Raw genomic sequence first — 17006 nt, forward strand, 5'->3', positions numbered from 1 at the left:
CCGGTCGCCGCCGCCATTGTGCCGCTCCGATGATCACGCTGTCCCGGGAATCGGCGGAGCGGGTACGGCGGTTGAGGCCGGAAAGGGGCTTCCCGTCGTGCCGGACGGCCTAGGTGGGGCTCGGGGCGGGCGACTTCCCGGCCAGGACGTCCTCCAGTCGCTCGGTGCCCTGTTGCGCCGCCTGCTTCATCGAGTCGTCCTCGCCCCCGTCGAGCCCGCCCGCCGTGACGGTGATCGCGTCGTCGCCGACCCGTACGGCGGCGACGTTCAAGGTCAGCGTGGCGTCGTTGCCGTCGACCGAGCCCTGCACCGTCACGCGCAGGCCCTGCCGGGCGTCGCCCACCTTGGGCACCGAGGTCTCGATGACCTGGACGGTGCGCTTCTCGTCGCCGTCGGTCACGGTGAACTGGTCACACTTCTCCGGCAGCGTCGCCATCCAGTCCAGGGAGTCCTGCGGGTCGGCCCGGTCGTAGGAGGCGACCTGGTACAGCAGGCGGGAGTCGCCCTGCTCGAAGCCGCGCAGCGCGGAGGCGCCCGACGGCCGGCCCAGGAGATCCTCGTCGTACAGGGAGTCGATGAGCCGCTGGCAGTCGGACGCCTGGGCCTTGCCGGACACGAAGTCGGACACGTCGACCGTGCCGACGAGCAGGCTGTCGTGCCAGTTCTCGGCCTCCGTGTCCTTGACCTGCGTCCAGTCGTCCTCGATGTCCGCCTCGGTGATCAGCGCGGTCCGGGCGCCGTTCGTGGAGAGGGTGGTGGTGGGGGAGGGGGTCTGCCGCACTTCGGCGACCTGGGACGCGGTGACGCCTGAGGCGCGCGAACCGTCCGTGCCGCCGTCGTCCGAGCAGGCGGCGGTGGAGAGCAGCGTGCCTGCCGCCAGGGTGGAGGACAGGACGCGGGCGAGCCTGGTCGGACGACGGGTCATCGGGAGAGCCTCCTGAGAGCGTGGCGCGTGCCCTCAGCGCACCACCGCCGCCGATGGCCCACCACCGGCGTCGGACCGTTCGGGTGAGCGCGGGTTTGCCGACTCCTGGCGTCAGGCCTCCCCGGCGCTGTTCAATGAGACTGCACAAGCGGTCACGCCGCCCGAGCAGAGGAGCCGCCCGTGTCATCCGCCGTCGTGCCGCCCGTCGGCACGCGCATCCGGCAGGCGCGCCTGGAGCGCGGCACGAGCCTGCGCGCACTCGCCCGGGAGGTCGGGGTGTCGGCGAGTCTGGTGTCGCAGATCGAGACCGGCAAGAGCCAGCCGTCCGTCAGCACGCTGTACGCGATCACCACGGCGCTGGGGATCTCCGTGGAGTCCCTTTTCGACGCCCGGGAGACCGTCCGGGAGACGGTCCCGGAGACCGCCTCGAAGGCCGTCCTGGAGACTGCCGTGCCGCACGCCCTCGCCGTCTTCGCCGCCGATCACCGGCGGCGGATCGGGCCCCTGGTCGGATCCGCCGGGCGCGAGACGCTGGAGCTGGACTCGGGGGTGGTGTGGGAGCGCCTCGGGCGGGTGCCGGGCGCCGAGGCCGACTTCCTGCTGGTGACGTACCGGCCCGGCGGCTCGTCCGCCGGCTCCGGCGGGCTGATGCGGCACGCCGGCACCGAGTACGGCTATCTGACCTCCGGCGAGCTGGTCCTCACCCTCGGTTTCGAGGAGTACACGCTGCGGGCGGGCGACTCCGTCTGCTTCGAGTCGACGACCCCCCACCGTTACCGCAACGATGGAGAGGTACCGGCTGTGGGCGTCTGGTTCGTGTCCGGCGATGTTCAGTGACACTTGACACCCATTGCACACGGGCGTTCACTCCGAAGTGGGGGTGGTCGCCATGGCGATCCGCACATATGGACCCAACGCCGTCGACTGGGAAGAGCGCATCGACCTGGACCGGCTGCGCGGGCAGCGGCTGGCCCGGCTGCACGAGTCCCTGAACCGCTCCGAGCTCGGCGCGGTGCTCAGCTTCGACTTCGCCAACATCCGCTATATGACGGCCACCCACATCGGCACCTGGGCGATGGACAAGCTGATCCGCTTCGCCCTGCTGGTGCGCGACGGCGAACCGGTCGTCTGGGACTTCGGCTCCGCCGCCCGCCACCACCAGCTGTACAACCCGTGGCTCGACTACAGCGACGGCAAGGGCGGCCCGCCCACCGGCGCCCGGGCCGGCATTTCCACCCTGCGCGGCGCCTTCCACCCGGACGCCGGGATCGCCGAGGACGTGGCCGCCAAGATCGCCTCCGAGCTGCGCGACCACGGGCTCGCGGGCGAACCCCTCGGCGTCGACGTCGCCGAGATGCCGGTGCTCGCCGCGCTGCGCGCCGAGGGCATCGACGTCGTCGACGGGCAGCAGGTCTTCCTGGAGGCCCGCCGCATCAAGACCGGCGACGAGATCGCCCTGCTCACCCAGGCGTGCGCGATGGTCGACGCGGCCTACGAGGAGCTGTACGGGTACCTGCGCCCGGGAGTACGCGAGAACGAGTGCGTCGGCGTCGTCAGCAAGGTGCTGTACGACCTCGGCAGCGAGTACGTCGAGGGCGTCAACGCCATCTCGGGCGAGCGCTGTTCGCCGCATCCGCACGTCTACAGCGACCGGTTGATCCGCCCGGGTGACCCGGCCTTCTTCGACATCCTGCACAGCCATCTCGGCTACCGCACCTGCTACTACCGCACGTTCGCGGTGGGCAGTGCCTCGCGGGTGCAGCGGGACGCCTACGTGCGCTGCCGGGAGTACATGGACGAGGCGATCGCGCTGGTCCGGCCGGGCGCCACCACCGCCGACATCGTGCGGGTCTGGCCGCGCGCCGAGGAGTTCGGCTTCGCCGACGAGACCGCCGCCTTCGCCCTCCAGTACGGCCACGGCGTCGGCCTGTCGATCTGGGAGAAGCCGATCTTCAGCCGGCTGGTCTCCCTCGACCACCCCGAAGTCCTCGAAGAAGGCATGGTGTTCGCCCTGGAGACGTACTGGCCGGCCGCCGACGGCTGGTCCGCGGCCCGGATCGAGGAGGAACTCGTCGTCACCGCCGACGGCTGTGAGGTCATCACCAAGTTCCCCGCCGAGGAACTGCTGGTGGCCGGGCGCAAGTACTGGACGGTGGGAGGCGAACTGAACACCCGCCGTGAGGCGCAGTCCCACCTCAACACCGGGGACCGCTGATGGACGCCGGCGCGCTCCTCGACCGGTACGAGCGGATGAACGTCATCCGCCGGACGGAGAAGGCCGCCCACGACCTGTTCCTCCAAGGCCTGGTGAAGGGCACCACCCACCTCGCTGCCGGGCAGGAGGCCGTCGCCGTGGGGGCGAGCGCCGCCCTGCGTCCGGACGACTATGTGTTCGCCACCTACAGGGGCCACCACCATGCCCTCGCCCGGGGCGCCACACCCGAGGAGTGCCTCGCCGAGCTGATGAGCCGGGCCACCGGGCTGTGCGGGGCGAGGGGCGGCTCCATGCACCTGACCAAGGCGGCCACCGGCATGCTCGGTTCGTACGCCATCGTCGGCTCGCACCTCCCGATGGCGGTGGGTGCGGCCTGGTCGGCCCGGCTGCGCGGCACCGAGCAGCTCGCGGTCGCCTTCTTCGGCGACGGCGCGACCAACATCGGCGCCTTCCACGAGTCCCTCAACCTGGCGGCCGTGTGGAGGCTGCCGGTGCTGTTCGTGTGCGAGAACAACCTGTACATGGAGTACACGCCGATCGCCGACGTCACGGCCGTGCCCCGCCCCGCCGCAGACCGGGCCCCCGCCCACGGCATCCCGGGCGAGGTCGTCGACGGCAACGACGTCGTGGCGGTCGAGGAGGCCGTGGGGCGGCTCGCGCGACGGGCCCGGGCCGGAGACGGGCCCGCCGTGCTGGAGGCCGAGACCTACCGCCACTTCGGGCACAGCCGTACCGACCCGGCGGCCTACCGCCCGGCCGAGGAGGTCGAACGCTGGCTGAAGCACGACCCGCTGGACGTCGCACGGGGGCACCTCGCCGAACTCGGGGTCGGTGAGGAGACGGTCGCCGAGGCCGACGAGCGGGCCCGGGCCGTCGTCGAACGGGCCGTTGAGGCGGCGAAGGCCGCGCCGCCGCCCGATCCGCGCGAGGCACTGACCGACGTGTGGGCCGACGGAGGTGCCGCATGGCGGACGTGATCACCTACCGGGACGCGGTCGCCGAGGGCATCGCCCGCGAGATGCGGCGGGACGCGTCGGTGGTGTGCCTCGGGGAGGACATCGCCGCGGCCGGCGGGGTGTTCAAGACGACCACCGGCCTGCTGAAGGAGTTCGGACCCGAGCGGGTGTGGGACACGCCCATCTCCGAACAGGCCATCGTGGGCGCGGCGATGGGCGCCGCCATGACCGGGATGCGGCCCGTCGCGGAGATCATGTTCTCCGACTTCCTGGCCTGCTGCTGGGACTACCTCGCCAACGAGATCCCCAAGGTGCGCTACATGACCGGCGGCCAGGTGACCGTGCCCCTGGTCGTGCGCACCGCCAACGGCGGCGGACTCGGCTTCGGCGCCCAGCACTCCCAGGCCACCGAGAACTGGGCCCTGACCGTCCCCGGGCTGAAGATCGCGGCGCCGGCCACGCCCGCCGATGTCATCGGCATGCTGGCCGCGGCCATCCGCATCGACGACCCGGTGGTCTTCTTCGAACACAAGGGGCTGTTCGCGACCAAGGGCCCGCCGCCCCCGCCCGGTCACGTCGTCGAGCTGGGCCGGGCCGCCGTCGTCCGCGAGGGCGGTGACATCACGCTCGTCGCGCTCGCCTCGATGGTCCCCCTGGCGCTGAGGGCCGCCGAGATCCTGGCCGGGGAGGGAATCGAGGCCGAAGTCGTCGACCTGCGCTGCCTGGTCCCGCTGGACGCCGCGACCGTGCTGGCCTCGCTGCGCAAGACCTCCCGGCTCGTCACCGTCGAGGAGAACCCGTACCAGGGCGGCTGGGGCGCCACCGTCGTCTCGATCGTCGCCGACGAGGGGTTCGGCCTGCTGGACGCGCCCGTGCGGCGGGTGGCGGGGGAGTGCGTCCCGCTGCCGTTCGCCGACGCGCTGGAGCAGCAGGTGATCCCGACCGTCGACAAGGTCGTCACGGAGGTCCGCAGGCTCGCCGCGTACTGAGCCGCACATCCGCCACCGAACACCCCATGGGAGGAAGCGCGATGACCACAAGGACACTGCTGCGCTCCGGTCACGTGATCTCGATGGACCCGGACATCGGGGACCTGCCCCAGGGGGACGTCCTCGTCGAGGACGGCAGGATCATGGCCGTCGAGCCCGAGATCAGCGCCGACGCCGAAGTCCTCGACATGACCGGCCACATCGTGATCCCCGGCTTCGTCGACACCCACCGCCACACCTGGGAGGCGCCGATCCGTGGCGTCGCCCCCGACGCCACCCTCGACGACTACTTCGTCGACATCCTCGACACCTTCGCACCCCTGTACACCCCGGAGGACGTGTACGCGGGCAACCTCGCGGGCGCGCTGGAGTGCCTCAACGCCGGCATCACCACGCTCGTCGACTGGTCGCACATCAACAACACCCCCGAACACCCGGACGCGGCGATCCAGGGCCTGGCGGAGTCCGGGATCCGGGCGCAGTACGCGTACGGCAGCGCCAACACCTCCCTCGCCGAGTACTGGTTCGAGAGCACGATCGCGATCCCGGCGGACGACGTACGGCGGATCCGCTCCACGCACTTCGCGTCCGACGACGGCCTGCTGACCATGGGCCTGGCCACCCGCGGCCCCGGCTTCTGCGTCGACGAGGTCGTCGCGGCCGAGTGGGCCATGGCGCGCGAGCTGGGCCTCCCGATCACCGTGCACGTGGCGATGGGACGGCTGGCCGGCCGCTTCGGCATGGTGAAGCACCTCCACGACCTGGGGCTGCTCGGCCCGGACACCACCTACGTCCACAGCTGCTATCTCAGCGGGGAGGAGTGGCGGATGGTCGCCGACAGCGGTGGCACGGTGTCCGTCGCGCCGCAGGTGGAGCTCCAGATGGGGCACGGCTGGCCGCCCGTGATGCAGGCCATCGAGCACGGACTGCGGCCCGCGCTCAGCATCGACGTCGTCACCACCGTCCCCGGCGACATGTTCACCCAGATCCGGGCGGCCTTCGGCGCCGAGCGCGCCCGTGTCAACGCCGACTGCTGGCAGGCCAACATGCCGGTTCCCAGCACCATGCTGACGGCACGTCAGATGCTGGAGATCGCCACCGTGAACGGCGCCCACGTCGCCGGGCTCGAGGCCCGCACCGGCTCCCTGACCCCCGGCAAGCGCGCCGACATCGTCGCGATCGACGCCACCGCTCCGAACGTCGCCCCGGTGCACGACGCGGTGGCCGCGGTGACCCTGTGCGCCGACGTCTCCAACGTGGACACCGTCGTCGTCGACGGCGTGATCCACAAACGCGACGGCCGGCTCCTCGGCGACACGGCACGTGCCCTGCGGCTCGTCGGCGAGGCCCGCGACCGGCTCCTCGCGGCGAAGGAGGCCAAGGGGGCGAAGACACCGGCATGACGAATCACCTGGTGCGCCACGCCGCCGACCTGCCCGAGCCGCCGTACGACGGCCACGGCCACCGGCGCAGGACGCTGGTCGGCGAGAAAGACGGCAGCGTCCACACCGGCTTCGGTCTGTGCGAACTGCGGCCCGACGGCCGCGTGCCCGCCCATGTGCACTCGTACGAGGAGTCCTTCTTCGTCCTCGACGGGGCCGTGATCCTCGACCGGCCGGACGGCTCGCACCTGCTGGAGGAGGGCGACCACGGCCTGCTGCCGACCGGTGTCCCGCACGCCTGGCGCGGGGCCGGGAGCACCGGCGGACGCTGGGCGGACATGCTGGCCCCCGTGCCGCGGGCCCGCTACGGACACGACACCCAGGCCGTGCCGGATCTGCCCGCGCGCGAGCCGGCCCGGGTCGACGTCCGCGACCCGCGCACCCGCGCCTTCGGCCACTTCGAGCCCGCCCAGATGGACCCGGGCAAGCAGTCCCAGGACCTGCTGGCCGCAACGGCGAGCATGCGGACCGCGCTGCTGGTCTACAGCGGGATCACGGTGAAGATGATGATCGACGGCGACCTGGGCGCGGTCGCCTCGACGATGTTCATGGTGCAGTACGCGTCCGACGGGATCATCGGCACCCACGACCACCCCTTCGAGGAGACGTATCTGATCCTGGAGGGCGTCGCGGAGGCCACCCTCGACGGCGAGCGGTACCGGCTGCAGCCGGGCGATCTGGCCTGGGCCGGCGCCGGATGCGTGCACGGCTTCGTCAACGCGGGGCAGGGGCCCCTGCGCTGGCTGGAGACGCAGGCGCCGCAACCGCCGTCGCGGCACTCGTACCGCTTCACGCGGGACTGGGACTACCTGCGCGCGGCACTGGAGGAGAAGTCATGAGCAGTGTGCTCGTCGTAGGCGGAACGTCCGGGATCGGGCTGGAGTTCGCCCGCACAAGTGCCGAGCGCGGGGACGACGTGGTGCTCACCAGCCGCGACGCCCAGCGCGCCGACGTGGTCGCGAAGGAGATGGGCGCGCGCGGACTCGCCCTCGACCTGGAACGGCCGCTGGAGATCGCGGCGGCCCTGAACGGCATGGGCCGCGTCGACCACCTCGTGATCGCGGGCGTCTCGCGCGACGACAACAAGGTCACCGAGTACGACATCGACGCCGCCCTGCGGCTGGTCACCCTCAAACTCGTCGGCTACACGGAGGTCGTGCACACGCTGCGCACCCGGTTGCACGACGACAGCGCCATCGTGCTCTTCGGCGGCCAGGCCAAGGAACGCCCCTACCCGGGCGCGACGACGGTGGCGACGGTCAACGCCGGAGTGCGCGGCCTGATGAACTCCCTCGCCGTGGAGCTCGCTCCCGTGCGGGTCAACGCCGTGCATCCCGGTGTCGTGGGTGACAGCCCGTACTGGCAGGCCAAGCCGGAGAAGGTCCTCGCCACGCTGCGCACCGAGACCCCCACGGGGCGGCTCGCCGCGATGGCCGACGTGGTGGACGCGGTGGACTTCCTGCTGCGGAACCGGTCGGTGAACGCGGTCGAACTGACCGTGGACGGGGGCTGGCTGCTCGGGTGAGGCCTGATGGATCCGGTGACGGAGCCGCTCATCCCGCGCGGGCGAGCGTGTCCCGCACGACGTCCTTGTCCATCGCCGCCCGCACCAGCGCGGCGGCGAGCACGGCCGGGTCGGTGTCCCCGGCCAGTTCGGTGAGGCGCTCGGGATCCCGCGGCAGACCCAGCCGCTCGGCGCCCTGGAGGGCCTTGGCGTCCAAGGAGGGGGCCGCCTCCGGCCAGACGCCCTGCGCCTCGCGCAGGAAGATGCCGGCACCCGCCGGGCCCATGCCGGGGAACTCCTGGAGCAGACGGCGCAGTTCGGGGACCTCGCCGTCCGCCTCCCGGCGCAGCCGCCGCAGGTCGCCGCCCCATCGGTCGTTCAGCAGCCCGGCGGCTTCCCCGAGCTGGGTCGCCGTCCGTTCGTCGTAGCGCCGGTAGCCGCCGCGGCCCAGCGCGTCGACCCGTTCCTGCCACGAGGCCCGCGCCATGCGCCGCGGATCGCGCAGCCCCGCCTCGTGCAGGGCACGGGCGGTGGCCAGCGCGATCGAGCCGCGGATGCGGGCACTGAGCAGGTGGGACAGGACCAGCAGCCGGTACAGCGGCTGCGGGGTGTCCTTCAGCGCGATGCCCGCCTCCTCGGCGTACGTCCGGCCGTGCGCGCCGACGAGGTGCCGTACGACGCGCTCCTCGCGGCCCACGCGGCCTATCCCCTCAGCGTGTCGTGCCCGACCGTCATCAGCCGGTGCCTGCGACGGGTGTCCTCCGCCGTCACCTCGGGCTCGGGCTCGTTCTCCAGGTCCACTTGGTCGGTGACCGTCTCCACGACCTTCCGCATCACGCGCAGGTCGTCCTCGGTCAGGTCGGTGCGCCGCTTCTGGAGGATCGCCAGGACGTGCCGTCCGGTGGCGGGGCCCGCCTGCTCCGGCAGTGGCTCGGCGTTCTCGTCGGCGTCGCGGACCCGCAGCCAGGCCGCGAGTTCCTGCGAGGTCATGTTCACCACGCGGTGGAAGTCCTCCCACAGCGCGTCGAGTTCGAGGGCGTCGGTCATCGCCTGCCCCTTCCGTAGGTCCGTCGCATGCTCTTCGCCGTGGCCTCGCGGGTCAGCGGGGGAAGTTCTCGGCGTCGAACATCCACCGCTGCTTCTCCAGCTCCGCGGTGATGGTGATCAGCAGGTCCTGGGTGACCGGGTCGGCCTTCTCGGTCGCGTCGATGCGCTCGCGCAGCCGGCCCGCCGCCTCCTGCAGCGCCTCCACCATCACCTGCACGGCGTCCGAGTCGCGCACCCAGCCCTCCTTCGGGGCGGGCAGCGTGAAGGCCTTGGCGATGGTCTCCGGACGGCCGTCCGGCGGGACGCCGAGCGCCGCGGACCGCTCCGCGACCGTGTCGGCGAAGTCGCGGGCCGCCGTGACCACCTCGTCGAGCTGGAGGTGAATGGACCGGAACCGCGGTCCGACGACGTTCCAGTGCGCCTGCTTCCCGACCAGCGAGAGCCCGAGCAGATCCACCAAGGTGTCCTGGAGTGCCTCGCAGGCGACCTTCCGGGCGTCGTCGGGCAGTGTGCTCCTCACAGTCGTCATAGGGCGCTTCTCCTTCTCACGTCGTTCCTGGTCGTGCGGAGCAGTCGGTCGCGCTCCTCCTCGCCGGTGCCGCCCCACACGCCCGAGGCCTGACCGCTGGCCAGGGCGAAATCCAGGCACTGGTCGGTCACCGGGCAGCGCGCGCAGACCCGCTTCGCGGCGCTCACGTCACGCAGGGCGGGGCCGACGGTGCCGACGGGAAAGAACAACTCGGGGTCCTCGTCCACGCAGGCGGCGCTCCGCAACCACTCCATGGACGCGCGGGTGCCCCGGGCGCTCTGGTGCAAACGCGACACCTGGGGATCGTCCGGCCTGCGAAATGATCCTCGGGAAACCCAGGGAGGCGCAGAATCTTCACAGACGGCGGGGTGAGGGTCTATAGTCCGAAACTAGCAGTGCTAATTAATTGCGCGTTGATGCGCGGCGTGAGGAGCCTCTCGTGCGTCCCGTCCACTTCGCGGCCGCCCGCCGCACCCCCATCGGCAAGCTACGGGGAGCCCTCTCCTCGGTACGGCCCGACGACCTCGCGGCGACCGTCGTCCGCGCCCTGGTGACCGGATCGCCCGCGCTGGACCCCGCCCGGATCGACGACGTCTACTGGGGAGCCGCCAACCAGGCCGGCGAGGACAACCGCAATGTCGCCCGCATGGCGGCGCTGCTCGCCGGCCTCCCCGACTCCGTGCCCGGCGCCACCGTCAACCGCCTCTGCGCCTCGGGCCTGGAGGCCGTGACCACCGCCGCCCGCACCATCGCCTCCGGCGAGGCCGACATCGTGATCGCCGGCGGCTCCGAGTCGATGAGCCGCGCCCCCTTCGTGCTGCCCCGCCCCGACGAGGCCCTGCCGCACCGCATGGAGACCGCCGACACCCGCCTGGGCTGGCGCCTGGTCAACCCGGCGATGCGCGAGCTGCACGGACTGCTGGCCATGGGCGAGACCGCCGAGGAGGTCGCCGAGCGCTACGGCATCCCGCGCGAACGCCAGGACGAGTTCGCCCTGCGCAGCCACCAGCTCGCCGCCCTGGCCCGCAAGAACGGTCACTTCGACGACGAACTCCTCCCCGTGGAGCGCCCCGACGGCGTGGTCGTCGACACCGACGAATGCGTCCGCGAGGACACCTCGTACGACAAGCTGTCCCGGCTCAAGCCGGTCTTCCGCGACGGCGGCACGGTCACCGCGGGCAACGCCTCGCCGATGAACGACGGCGCCGCCGGCCTCGTCCTCGTCAGCGAGGACGCCCTGAACGACCTGGGCCTTCAGTCCCTGGGCCGCTACGTCGCCGGCGCCTCGGCCGGTGTCCACCCCGACGTGATGGGCATCGGCCCCGTCCCCGCCACCCGCAAGGTGCTGACCCGCGCCGGCTGGAGCATCGGCGACCTTCAGGAGGCCGAGTTCAACGAGGCTTTCGCCGCCCAGGCGCTGGCCTGCGTGGACCAGCTCGGCATCGACCCCGACCTGGTCAACCCCAGCGGTGGCGCCATCGCGCTGGGCCACCCCCTGGGCTGCTCGGGCGCCCGCATCCTCACGACGCTGCTCCACCGGATGCGGCGTACGGGGGCGGGCCGGGGTCTCGCCACGATGTGCGTCGGGGTGGGCCAGGGAAGCGCCGTCCTCGTCGAGCGGCCCTAGCGGAGCCCGGCCCCCGGCCCATCAGGCGAGACAGCGCTTACGGGCCCCTGTTCGTTGCACATAGCATCAGTGTTCGCATGAACACCATGACGCTCTGGCACATCACCGGCTGGGAGTTCGCCGCCCTCGCCCTCGCGGCCCTGCTCGTCGGCTTCTCCAAGACCGCCGTGAGCGGGGCCAACACGGTCAGCCTCGCCATCTTCGCCGCGGTGCTGCCCGCCCGCGCCTCCACCGGCGTGCTGCTGCCCGTCCTGATCGCCGGAGACCTCCTGGCCGTCGCCACCTACCGGCGGCACGCCCACTGGCCCACGCTGTGGCGGCTGTTCCCGGCGGTCGCCGCGGGCGTCGTCGTCGGCACGGTGTTCCTGCTCTGGGCGGACGACGCGATCGTACGGACCTCGATCGGCGCGATCCTGCTGCTGATGGCGGCCGTGACGGTGTGGCGCCGCCGTACGGCCGACAAGGAGGTGGAGCCGGAGTCGGTCACCACCCGCGCGGGCCGCCTCAAGGCCCGCTCCTACGGCGTCCTCGGAGGCTTCACCACCATGGTCGCCAACGCCGGCGGCCCCGTGATGTCGATGTACCTGCTCTCCGCCGGCTTCCGCAAGCTCGGCTTCCTCGGCACCTCGGCCTTCTTCTTCCTGATCGTCAACGTCTCCAAGCTGCCTTTCAGCGCCGGGCTCGGCCTGATCGACGGCCGCTCGCTGCTCCTCGACCTCGCGCTCGTGGCGTTCGTCGTGCCCGGCGCGCTGTTCGGCAAGTGGGCCGTGCACCGGATCAACCAGCGGCTGTTCGAGCAGCTCGTCATCGCGGCGACCGTGGTGGGCGGCCTGCAACTACTGCTGCGCTGACCCCCGCAGCAGCGCCGGAAGATCCGCGAAGGAGTCGATCACGTGGTCCGGCGTGCCGTCGGCGGCCCGCAGCGTCTCCGGCTGGAACTTCCCGGTCCGCACGAGTACGCCGGTGACCCCGGCCCGCTGCGCCGCCAGCACGTCGGACTCGACGTCGTCCCCGACCATCACCGCCTCCCGCGCACCGACGCCCAGCCGGGCGAGCGCCGACGCGAAGAACGCCCGCGCCGGCTTGCCGGTGATCTCGGCCTCCACCCGTGCGGCCCGCTCCAGCCCGGCCAGGAACGCCCCCGAGTCCAGCCGCAGCCCCTCGGCCGTACGCCAGTACAGGTTGCGGTGCATCGCCACCAGCCGGGCCCCGCGCTGCAGATGGCCGAAGGCCCGGTCGAGCGCCGCGTAGCCGAACTCGGGGCCGGCCCCGCCGACCAGGACGACATCCGGCACGGCCTCGGTGTCACCCGCCTCCACGACGGTGACCCCTTCGAGGTCCTCGGCGATGTCGCCGCTGTTCAGCAGCGCGCAGCGGGCGCCGGGGCAGTGCTCGGCGAGGTACGCGGCGGTGGCGGCGGGCGCGGTCAGAATGTCCTCGGCGGACACCGGGAACCCCGCCTCCGCCAACGTGCCCGCGATCGAAGCCCGGGTACGGGAGGTCGTGTTGGTGACCAGCAGAACGCCGAATCCGGCTTCCCGGACCTCCCGCAACGCCTCGACGGCCCCGGGCAGCGGCCGCCACGAGACGGTGAGCACCCCGTCGATGTCGATGAGCACGGCACGCACGGACTCCATGGCAGGACGATAACCACGGGGAGCGGCCTTCGCCGGTCGGCACGGTCGCGCTGCGGTTGGCCGGTTGGCCGGTTCGCCGGATTCGCGGTCCCCCGGGCCTCCGGTTCGCCACTCGGCACCCCCATCCCCCTGTCCGCCGCACCCGACCTCGTAGGCTCGACGTCGTGTCCCTCCACGTCCTGATCCTCGGCGGCACGGCCGAGGCCCGAGCCCTGGCCGCCGCGCTGTGCGCACGTCCCGGCGTGCGCGTCACGACATCCCTGGCGGGGCGCGTGGCCAAGCCGGGGGCGCTCGACGGGGAGGTGCGCGTCGGAGGCTTCGGCGGGGCGTCGGGGCTGGCCGATTGGCTGCGGGAGGGGGGCGTGGACGCGCTCGTCGACGCCACGCACCCCTTCGCCGAGTCGATCACGGCCAACGCGGCCCGCGCCGCGGCCGGGACAGGCGTGCCCGCGGTGGTGCTCCGCCGCCCCGGCTGGCGGCCCGGCCCCGGGGACCAGTGGCATTCCGTCCCCTCACTGGACGCGGCCGCGGACCTGCTCCCGCGCCTGGGCCACCGGGTGCTGCTCACCACCGGGCGCCTCGGCCTGGCCTCCTTCGCCCACCTGTCGCGCCTGCACTTCGTCGTGCGGTCGGTGGATCCCCCCGAGCCGCCGATGCCGCCCGACACCCATGTGCTGCTCGCCCGCGGCCCGTTCACCGTCCCCGGCGAGACGGCCCTGCTGCGCGAGCACCGCGTCGACGTCCTGGTGACCAAGGACAGCGGGGGAGCGGCGACGGCTGCCAAGCTGACCGCGGCCCGGGAGCTCGGAGTGCCGGTCGTGGTGGTACGGCGGCCGCCGCTGCCGGAGGGTGTGGCGGCGGTGCCGGATGTGGAGGGCGTGCTGCAACGGCTGGGGCTCGGGTAGGGCGCTCACGCCGAGCCGGCCCGGCGGCCGACGGAACGGCCGTACGAGTGCCCGTGATGTGGCCGCCGGTACCGTCAGTCGCGGGGGTTGCGGCGCAGCAGATACGTGTCCATGATCCAGCCCTTGCGCTCGCGGGCCTCGGCACGCAGGCGCTCGATGCGGGGGCCGGCCTCGGCGATCGGGCCGGAGACGAGGATCTCGTCCGGGGTGCCGATGTAGGCGCCCCAGTAGATGTCGACGTCCTCCTGCGCGTACTGCCGGAAGGTCTGGTGGGCGTCGAGCATCACCACGACGTCGTCCACGCCCTCCGGGAAGCCCTCCGCCAGGCGCCGGCCGGTGGTGATCTGCACGGGCCGCGCGACGCGGTTGAGGCCCGTGCGGTGCCGGGCGACCAGCGCCGAGACGCTGCTGATGCCGGGCACGACGTCGTACTCGAACGCGACGGCGCCGCGCTCCAGCACCTCCTCCAGGATCCCGAGCGTGCTGTCGTAGAGCGACGGGTCGCCCCATACCAGGAACGCGCCGGTCTGCTCCTCGCCGAGCTCCTCGGCGATCAGCCGCTCGTAGATGTCGGCGCGGGCGCTGCGCCAGTCCCCGACGGCGGGGGAGTAGGCCGAACCGCCGGCGCTCCGGTCCCGCTCCGGGTCACGCGCCTCGACGACGCGGTACGTCCCCTCGGGCACGTGCGCGTCGAGCATGTCCCGGCGGAGCCCGGTGAGATCCGCCTTCACCTCGCCCTTCTCCAGGATGAAGAACACGTCCGTGCTCCGCAGTGCCCGGACCGCCTGGAGGGTGAGCTGGTCGGGGTCGCCCGCGCCGATACCGATGACATGAATCTTTCGCACGCCCCGAGTCTGCCGCACGGGGGTGAGGCCGGGTTCACCGCGGTCGGATCACCGGCCCCGGGCCAGGTCCCCGGGGCCATGTCACCGGCTCTTCGCTTGGCGCCCGGGTCGCTGTGACCGGCTCTTGGCTTAGCGCCAAGGTCGCTGTCATCGGCCCCCGGGCTTGGCGCCCGGGTGCCTGTCACCGGCTCGTGGCCCAGCGCCCGGTTTCCCGTCACCGGCTCTGGGCTAGGGGCCCGGGTCGTTGTGACCGGCTCGTGGCTCGGCGCGTGGGTTCCCGTCACTGGCTGCTGGCCTGGCGCCCGGGGCGCTGTCACCGGCTCTTGGCTTAGCGCCAAGGTCGCTGTCATCGGGCTCCCGACTTAGCGCCCGGGCTTAGCGCCCGTGTCCCTGTCACCGGCTCCAGGCTCGGCACCCGGGCCACCGTCATCCGCCCCTGGCTCAGTGCCCAGTTCACGTCATCGGCCCTCGGCTCAGCGCCCAGACCCCCCGCCCCGCAGCCGAGGCGCCCGTGCCCCCGCGTCCACCGCGCGGCCGTCCCGTTCCACGTCCCCGGCCAGTTCCCGTGCCCATGCGGCCACGCTCGCCACGTCGATGCCGTGCGGCCGGGGCTGCCCGGACCCGGACACCCATGCCTCGGCCGCGCCCGCCCCGCGCCTCAGCAGCCGGGCCCCGCCCGTCAGATTGCCGCGGGCGGCGTGCGTGAGGCCCACGGCGAGCTGCGCGAGGCCGCGCCACAGCTCGCGCTCCTCGTCGGGGCCCGACTTCCACGCGTCCTCGAACACCTCGTGCGCGTGGAACGGCTTGCCCTCGTCCAGCAGCCGCTGCGCCTCCGCCACGGTCTCCTCCGGGCTGCGGACGACGCCCTCGGGCTGCCGGGGAACGCCGTCCGCGTCGTACGGCAGGGGCCGGCCGAGACCGTCCCGGGGCCGGGCGTTGCGCGCCCGCCCCTCACTGTCACGGTCCCGTGCGTCGCCCGTCCGGCCCGGGCCGGTCTCTCCTGTGCTGCCCATAAGCCGATTGTCCCGCCCGGCCCGTTTTCGGCGCGGCCAGGGGTGTGGGGTAAGGTGCTGTTCGCGCGATCACGCGGTTCACCGCGGGTGGCGCGCACCGGGACGTGGCGCAGCTTGGTAGCGCACTTGACTGGGGGTCAAGGGGTCGCAGGTTCAAATCCTGTCGTCCCGACGGTGCGAAGGGTCCCGCAGGCCGATGCCTGCGGGACCCTTTTTCGTTGTGCGTCCGCCCTTGACCTCGAGAGCGCTCCAAGCCGTTGACTCCCTCCGTGCCCCGGAACCGGGGATCACCGAAGGGAGCGACACATGAAGTACCGCACGATCGGCACCGATCCCACGACCCGCCGCGAGGTGAGCGTCCTCGCGCTCGGCGCGATGCTCTTCGGCTCGGTGACGGACGAGGCGACGTCCTTCGCCCTGCTCGACCGCTACGTCGAAGCCGGCGGGAACTTCATCGACACGTCCGACAACTACGCCTTCTGGACTGACGGCGGACAGGGCGGCCAGAGCGAGGAACTCCTCGGCCGCTGGCGGCGCAGCCGGGGCGTCGGCGACGAGATCGTCGTCGCCACCAAGCTCGGCGCCCGCCCCCTGGCCCCCGGAACCGGCTACGTCGACAACGCCGAGGGCTTGTCCGCGAAGGTGATCCGCGAATCCGCCGACCGCAGCCGCGAACGCCTCGGCCTGGCGAAACTGGACCTGCTCTACGCCCACATCGAGGACCGCACCGTCCCGCTCCGGGAGACCGTCGAGGCCTTCGCCGCCCTGGTCGCCGACGGCACCGCCGGACTGCTCGGCGTGAGCAACCACGCCGTCTGGCGCGTGGAACGGGCCCGGGCCCTGGCCGCCGAGGCCGGACTGCCCGGCTACGAGGTCCTCCAGTACGCGCACACCCACCTGCGCCCCCGCAGCGACGTCCCCGACCCTCTCTTCCCGGACGGCAGCCTCGGCCACGCCGGCCCCGACCTGCTCGGCTACCTCAGGGCCGAGCCCGGCCTGACCCTGGTCGCCTACTCACCGCTGCTGAAGGGCGCCTACACCCGGCCGGAGCGGCTCCCCGCCGACTACGACCACCCCGGTACCCCGGCCCGGCTGGCCGTGCTGCGCGACGTGGCCCGGGAGACCGGCGCGACCGTCAACCAGGTGGTCCTGGCCTGGCAGATCGGCGGCGAACTGCCCGTCCTGCCGCTGGCCGGGGTCTCCTCGGTGGCACAGCTGGACGAGAACCTGGCCGCGGTGGATCTGGAGCTGACCTCCGAGCAGCGCGCCCGGCTGGACGCGGCGCACTGAGACCGTGGGACCGTGGAGGACAACGGCAACGCCGACCTCCGGAAGGAGCAGCGGCCATGACCACCCACCCGGCCCACCCCGC

19 protein-coding genes and 1 tRNA gene are annotated in these 17006 nt (G+C 72.6%); 12 read left to right on the forward strand and 8 right to left on the reverse strand.

Translation table 11 applies throughout. The features are described 5' to 3' along the window. Positions 1 to 109: 109 nt before the first annotated feature. The gene (locus K4G64_RS20815) at positions 110 to 925 is read right to left on the reverse strand and encodes a hypothetical protein (RefSeq protein WP_221757529.1); all 816 of its coding nucleotides are present in this window, start codon (positions 923 to 925) and stop codon (positions 110 to 112) included. Positions 926 to 1105: 180 nt separating this feature from the next. Between K4G64_RS20815 and K4G64_RS41095 the strand changes: the two genes are divergently transcribed. From K4G64_RS41095 to K4G64_RS20850, 7 genes are read left to right on the forward strand one after another with little or no spacing between them, the layout of a single operon-like run. Beyond that, positions 1106 to 1762 (forward strand): helix-turn-helix domain-containing protein, encoded by a 657-nt coding sequence (locus tag K4G64_RS41095; RefSeq protein WP_221757530.1) that lies wholly within the window; start codon positions 1106 to 1108, stop codon positions 1760 to 1762. A 52-nt stretch (positions 1763 to 1814) separates the two neighbouring features. Continuing rightward, entirely contained in the window at positions 1815 to 3140 is a 1326-nt protein-coding gene (locus K4G64_RS20825; RefSeq protein WP_221757531.1) for a Xaa-Pro peptidase family protein, read from the forward strand. Continuing rightward, positions 3140 to 4117 (forward strand): thiamine pyrophosphate-dependent dehydrogenase E1 component subunit alpha, encoded by a 978-nt coding sequence (locus K4G64_RS20830; protein ID WP_221757532.1) that lies wholly within the window; start codon positions 3140 to 3142, stop codon positions 4115 to 4117. The genes K4G64_RS20825 and K4G64_RS20830 overlap by 1 nt, the downstream gene beginning before the upstream one ends. Then, positions 4105 to 5085 (forward strand): alpha-ketoacid dehydrogenase subunit beta, encoded by a 981-nt coding sequence (locus K4G64_RS20835; RefSeq protein WP_221757533.1) that lies wholly within the window; start codon positions 4105 to 4107, stop codon positions 5083 to 5085. Before K4G64_RS20830 ends, K4G64_RS20835 begins: the two co-directional genes overlap by 13 nt. Before the next feature lie 41 nt (positions 5086 to 5126). Next, positions 5127 to 6488 carry an amidohydrolase family protein gene (locus K4G64_RS20840; protein WP_221757534.1) on the forward strand — a complete coding sequence of 454 codons (1362 nt, stop codon included), beginning with the start codon at positions 5127 to 5129 and terminating at the stop codon, positions 6486 to 6488. Continuing rightward, positions 6485 to 7366 carry a cupin domain-containing protein gene (locus tag K4G64_RS20845; RefSeq protein ID WP_221757535.1) on the forward strand — a complete coding sequence of 294 codons (882 nt, stop codon included), beginning with the start codon at positions 6485 to 6487 and terminating at the stop codon, positions 7364 to 7366. The genes K4G64_RS20840 and K4G64_RS20845 overlap by 4 nt, the downstream gene beginning before the upstream one ends. Next, positions 7363 to 8052 carry an SDR family oxidoreductase gene (locus tag K4G64_RS20850; protein ID WP_221757536.1) on the forward strand — a complete coding sequence of 230 codons (690 nt, stop codon included), beginning with the start codon at positions 7363 to 7365 and terminating at the stop codon, positions 8050 to 8052. The genes K4G64_RS20845 and K4G64_RS20850 overlap by 4 nt, the downstream gene beginning before the upstream one ends. A gap of 28 nt (positions 8053 to 8080) precedes the next feature. Here the strand turns inward: K4G64_RS20850 and K4G64_RS20855 are convergent, their stop codons facing one another. The 4 genes from K4G64_RS20855 to K4G64_RS20870 are packed head-to-tail and all read right to left on the reverse strand — an operon-like array spanning position 8081 to position 9861. Next, positions 8081 to 8728, reverse strand: coding sequence for an endonuclease (locus K4G64_RS20855; RefSeq protein WP_221757537.1), 648 nt, complete (start codon positions 8726 to 8728; stop codon positions 8081 to 8083). A gap of 5 nt (positions 8729 to 8733) precedes the next feature. Next, positions 8734 to 9078 carry a DUF3140 domain-containing protein gene (locus K4G64_RS20860; protein WP_221757538.1) on the reverse strand — a complete coding sequence of 115 codons (345 nt, stop codon included), beginning with the start codon at positions 9076 to 9078 and terminating at the stop codon, positions 8734 to 8736. Positions 9079 to 9130: 52 nt separating this feature from the next. Continuing rightward, complete coding sequence (locus tag K4G64_RS20865) at positions 9131 to 9607, reverse strand: Dps family protein (RefSeq protein ID WP_221757539.1); 477 nt, start codon at positions 9605 to 9607, stop codon at positions 9131 to 9133. Further along, positions 9604 to 9861 carry a WhiB family transcriptional regulator gene (locus K4G64_RS20870; RefSeq protein WP_221757547.1) on the reverse strand — a complete coding sequence of 86 codons (258 nt, stop codon included), beginning with the start codon at positions 9859 to 9861 and terminating at the stop codon, positions 9604 to 9606. Before K4G64_RS20870 ends, K4G64_RS20865 begins: the two co-directional genes overlap by 4 nt. Positions 9862 to 10046: 185 nt before the next feature. Here K4G64_RS20870 and K4G64_RS20875 point away from each other — a divergent pair, with 185 nt between their 5' ends. After that, a complete protein-coding gene (locus K4G64_RS20875) occupies positions 10047 to 11234 on the forward strand; it encodes a thiolase family protein (RefSeq protein ID WP_221757540.1) in 1188 nt (395 codons plus the stop codon). A 77-nt stretch (positions 11235 to 11311) separates the two neighbouring features. Next, positions 11312 to 12085 carry a sulfite exporter TauE/SafE family protein gene (locus K4G64_RS20880; protein ID WP_221757541.1) on the forward strand — a complete coding sequence of 258 codons (774 nt, stop codon included), beginning with the start codon at positions 11312 to 11314 and terminating at the stop codon, positions 12083 to 12085. On the opposite strand, the gene K4G64_RS20885 is transcribed toward K4G64_RS20880, so the two are convergent. Next, positions 12071 to 12871: an HAD-IIA family hydrolase gene (locus K4G64_RS20885; protein WP_221757542.1), complete on the reverse strand. Its 801-nt coding sequence runs from the start codon at positions 12869 to 12871 to the stop codon at positions 12071 to 12073. The genes K4G64_RS20880 and K4G64_RS20885 overlap by 15 nt on opposite strands. A 164-nt stretch (positions 12872 to 13035) precedes the next feature. On the opposite strand from K4G64_RS20885, the gene K4G64_RS20890 reads away from it, so the two are divergent. After that, complete coding sequence (locus K4G64_RS20890) at positions 13036 to 13776, forward strand: cobalt-precorrin-6A reductase (protein WP_221757543.1); 741 nt, start codon at positions 13036 to 13038, stop codon at positions 13774 to 13776. 74 nt (positions 13777 to 13850) lie between these two features. Here the strand turns inward: K4G64_RS20890 and cobF are convergent, their stop codons facing one another. Both cobF and K4G64_RS20900 read right to left on the reverse strand, forming a co-directional pair. Further along, positions 13851 to 14621, reverse strand: coding sequence for a precorrin-6A synthase (deacetylating) (gene cobF, locus K4G64_RS20895; protein WP_221757544.1), 771 nt, complete (start codon positions 14619 to 14621; stop codon positions 13851 to 13853). Positions 14622 to 15094: 473 nt separating this feature from the next. Further along, positions 15095 to 15634 carry a DUF309 domain-containing protein gene (locus tag K4G64_RS20900; RefSeq protein WP_221757545.1) on the reverse strand — a complete coding sequence of 180 codons (540 nt, stop codon included), beginning with the start codon at positions 15632 to 15634 and terminating at the stop codon, positions 15095 to 15097. A gap of 98 nt (positions 15635 to 15732) precedes the next feature. Here K4G64_RS20900 and K4G64_RS20905 point away from each other — a divergent pair. Beyond that, a tRNA-Pro gene (locus K4G64_RS20905) sits at positions 15733 to 15806 on the forward strand. A gap of 134 nt (positions 15807 to 15940) precedes the next feature. Then, the gene (locus K4G64_RS20910; protein WP_221757546.1) at positions 15941 to 16924 is read left to right on the forward strand and encodes an aldo/keto reductase; all 984 of its coding nucleotides are present in this window, start codon (positions 15941 to 15943) and stop codon (positions 16922 to 16924) included. Positions 16925 to 17006 lie beyond the last annotated feature (82 nt).

This window comes from Streptomyces sp. WAC04114 (genome assembly GCF_019733245.1).
In the GTDB taxonomy this organism is placed as follows: Bacteria; Actinomycetota; Actinomycetes; order Streptomycetales; family Streptomycetaceae; genus Streptomyces; species Streptomyces massasporeus_A.

What these genes read in the sequence shown, in the direction of transcription:
- K4G64_RS20815 (WP_221757529.1), bottom strand. Translation starts at nt 925, where the DNA reads ATGACCCGTCGTCCGACCAGGCTCGCCCGCGTCCTGTCCTCCACCCTG.
- K4G64_RS20825 (WP_221757531.1), top strand. Translation starts at nt 1,815, where the DNA reads ATGGCGATCCGCACATATGGACCCAACGCCGTCGACTGGGAAGAGCGC.
- K4G64_RS20830 (WP_221757532.1), top strand. Translation starts at nt 3,140, where the DNA reads ATGGACGCCGGCGCGCTCCTCGACCGGTACGAGCGGATGAACGTCATC.
- K4G64_RS20835 (WP_221757533.1), top strand. Translation starts at nt 4,105, where the DNA reads ATGGCGGACGTGATCACCTACCGGGACGCGGTCGCCGAGGGCATCGCC.
- K4G64_RS20840 (WP_221757534.1), top strand. Translation starts at nt 5,127, where the DNA reads ATGACCACAAGGACACTGCTGCGCTCCGGTCACGTGATCTCGATGGAC.
- K4G64_RS20845 (WP_221757535.1), top strand. Translation starts at nt 6,485, where the DNA reads ATGACGAATCACCTGGTGCGCCACGCCGCCGACCTGCCCGAGCCGCCG.
- K4G64_RS20850 (WP_221757536.1), top strand. Translation starts at nt 7,363, where the DNA reads ATGAGCAGTGTGCTCGTCGTAGGCGGAACGTCCGGGATCGGGCTGGAG.
- K4G64_RS20860 (WP_221757538.1), bottom strand. Translation starts at nt 9,078, where the DNA reads ATGACCGACGCCCTCGAACTCGACGCGCTGTGGGAGGACTTCCACCGC.
- K4G64_RS20865 (WP_221757539.1), bottom strand. Translation starts at nt 9,607, where the DNA reads ATGACGACTGTGAGGAGCACACTGCCCGACGACGCCCGGAAGGTCGCC.
- K4G64_RS20870 (WP_221757547.1), bottom strand. Translation starts at nt 9,861, where the DNA reads ATGGAGTGGTTGCGGAGCGCCGCCTGCGTGGACGAGGACCCCGAGTTG.
- K4G64_RS20880 (WP_221757541.1), top strand. Translation starts at nt 11,312, where the DNA reads ATGAACACCATGACGCTCTGGCACATCACCGGCTGGGAGTTCGCCGCC.
- K4G64_RS20885 (WP_221757542.1), bottom strand. Translation starts at nt 12,871, where the DNA reads ATGGAGTCCGTGCGTGCCGTGCTCATCGACATCGACGGGGTGCTCACC.
- K4G64_RS20900 (WP_221757545.1), bottom strand. Translation starts at nt 15,634, where the DNA reads ATGGGCAGCACAGGAGAGACCGGCCCGGGCCGGACGGGCGACGCACGG.
- K4G64_RS20910 (WP_221757546.1), top strand. Translation starts at nt 15,941, where the DNA reads ATGAAGTACCGCACGATCGGCACCGATCCCACGACCCGCCGCGAGGTG.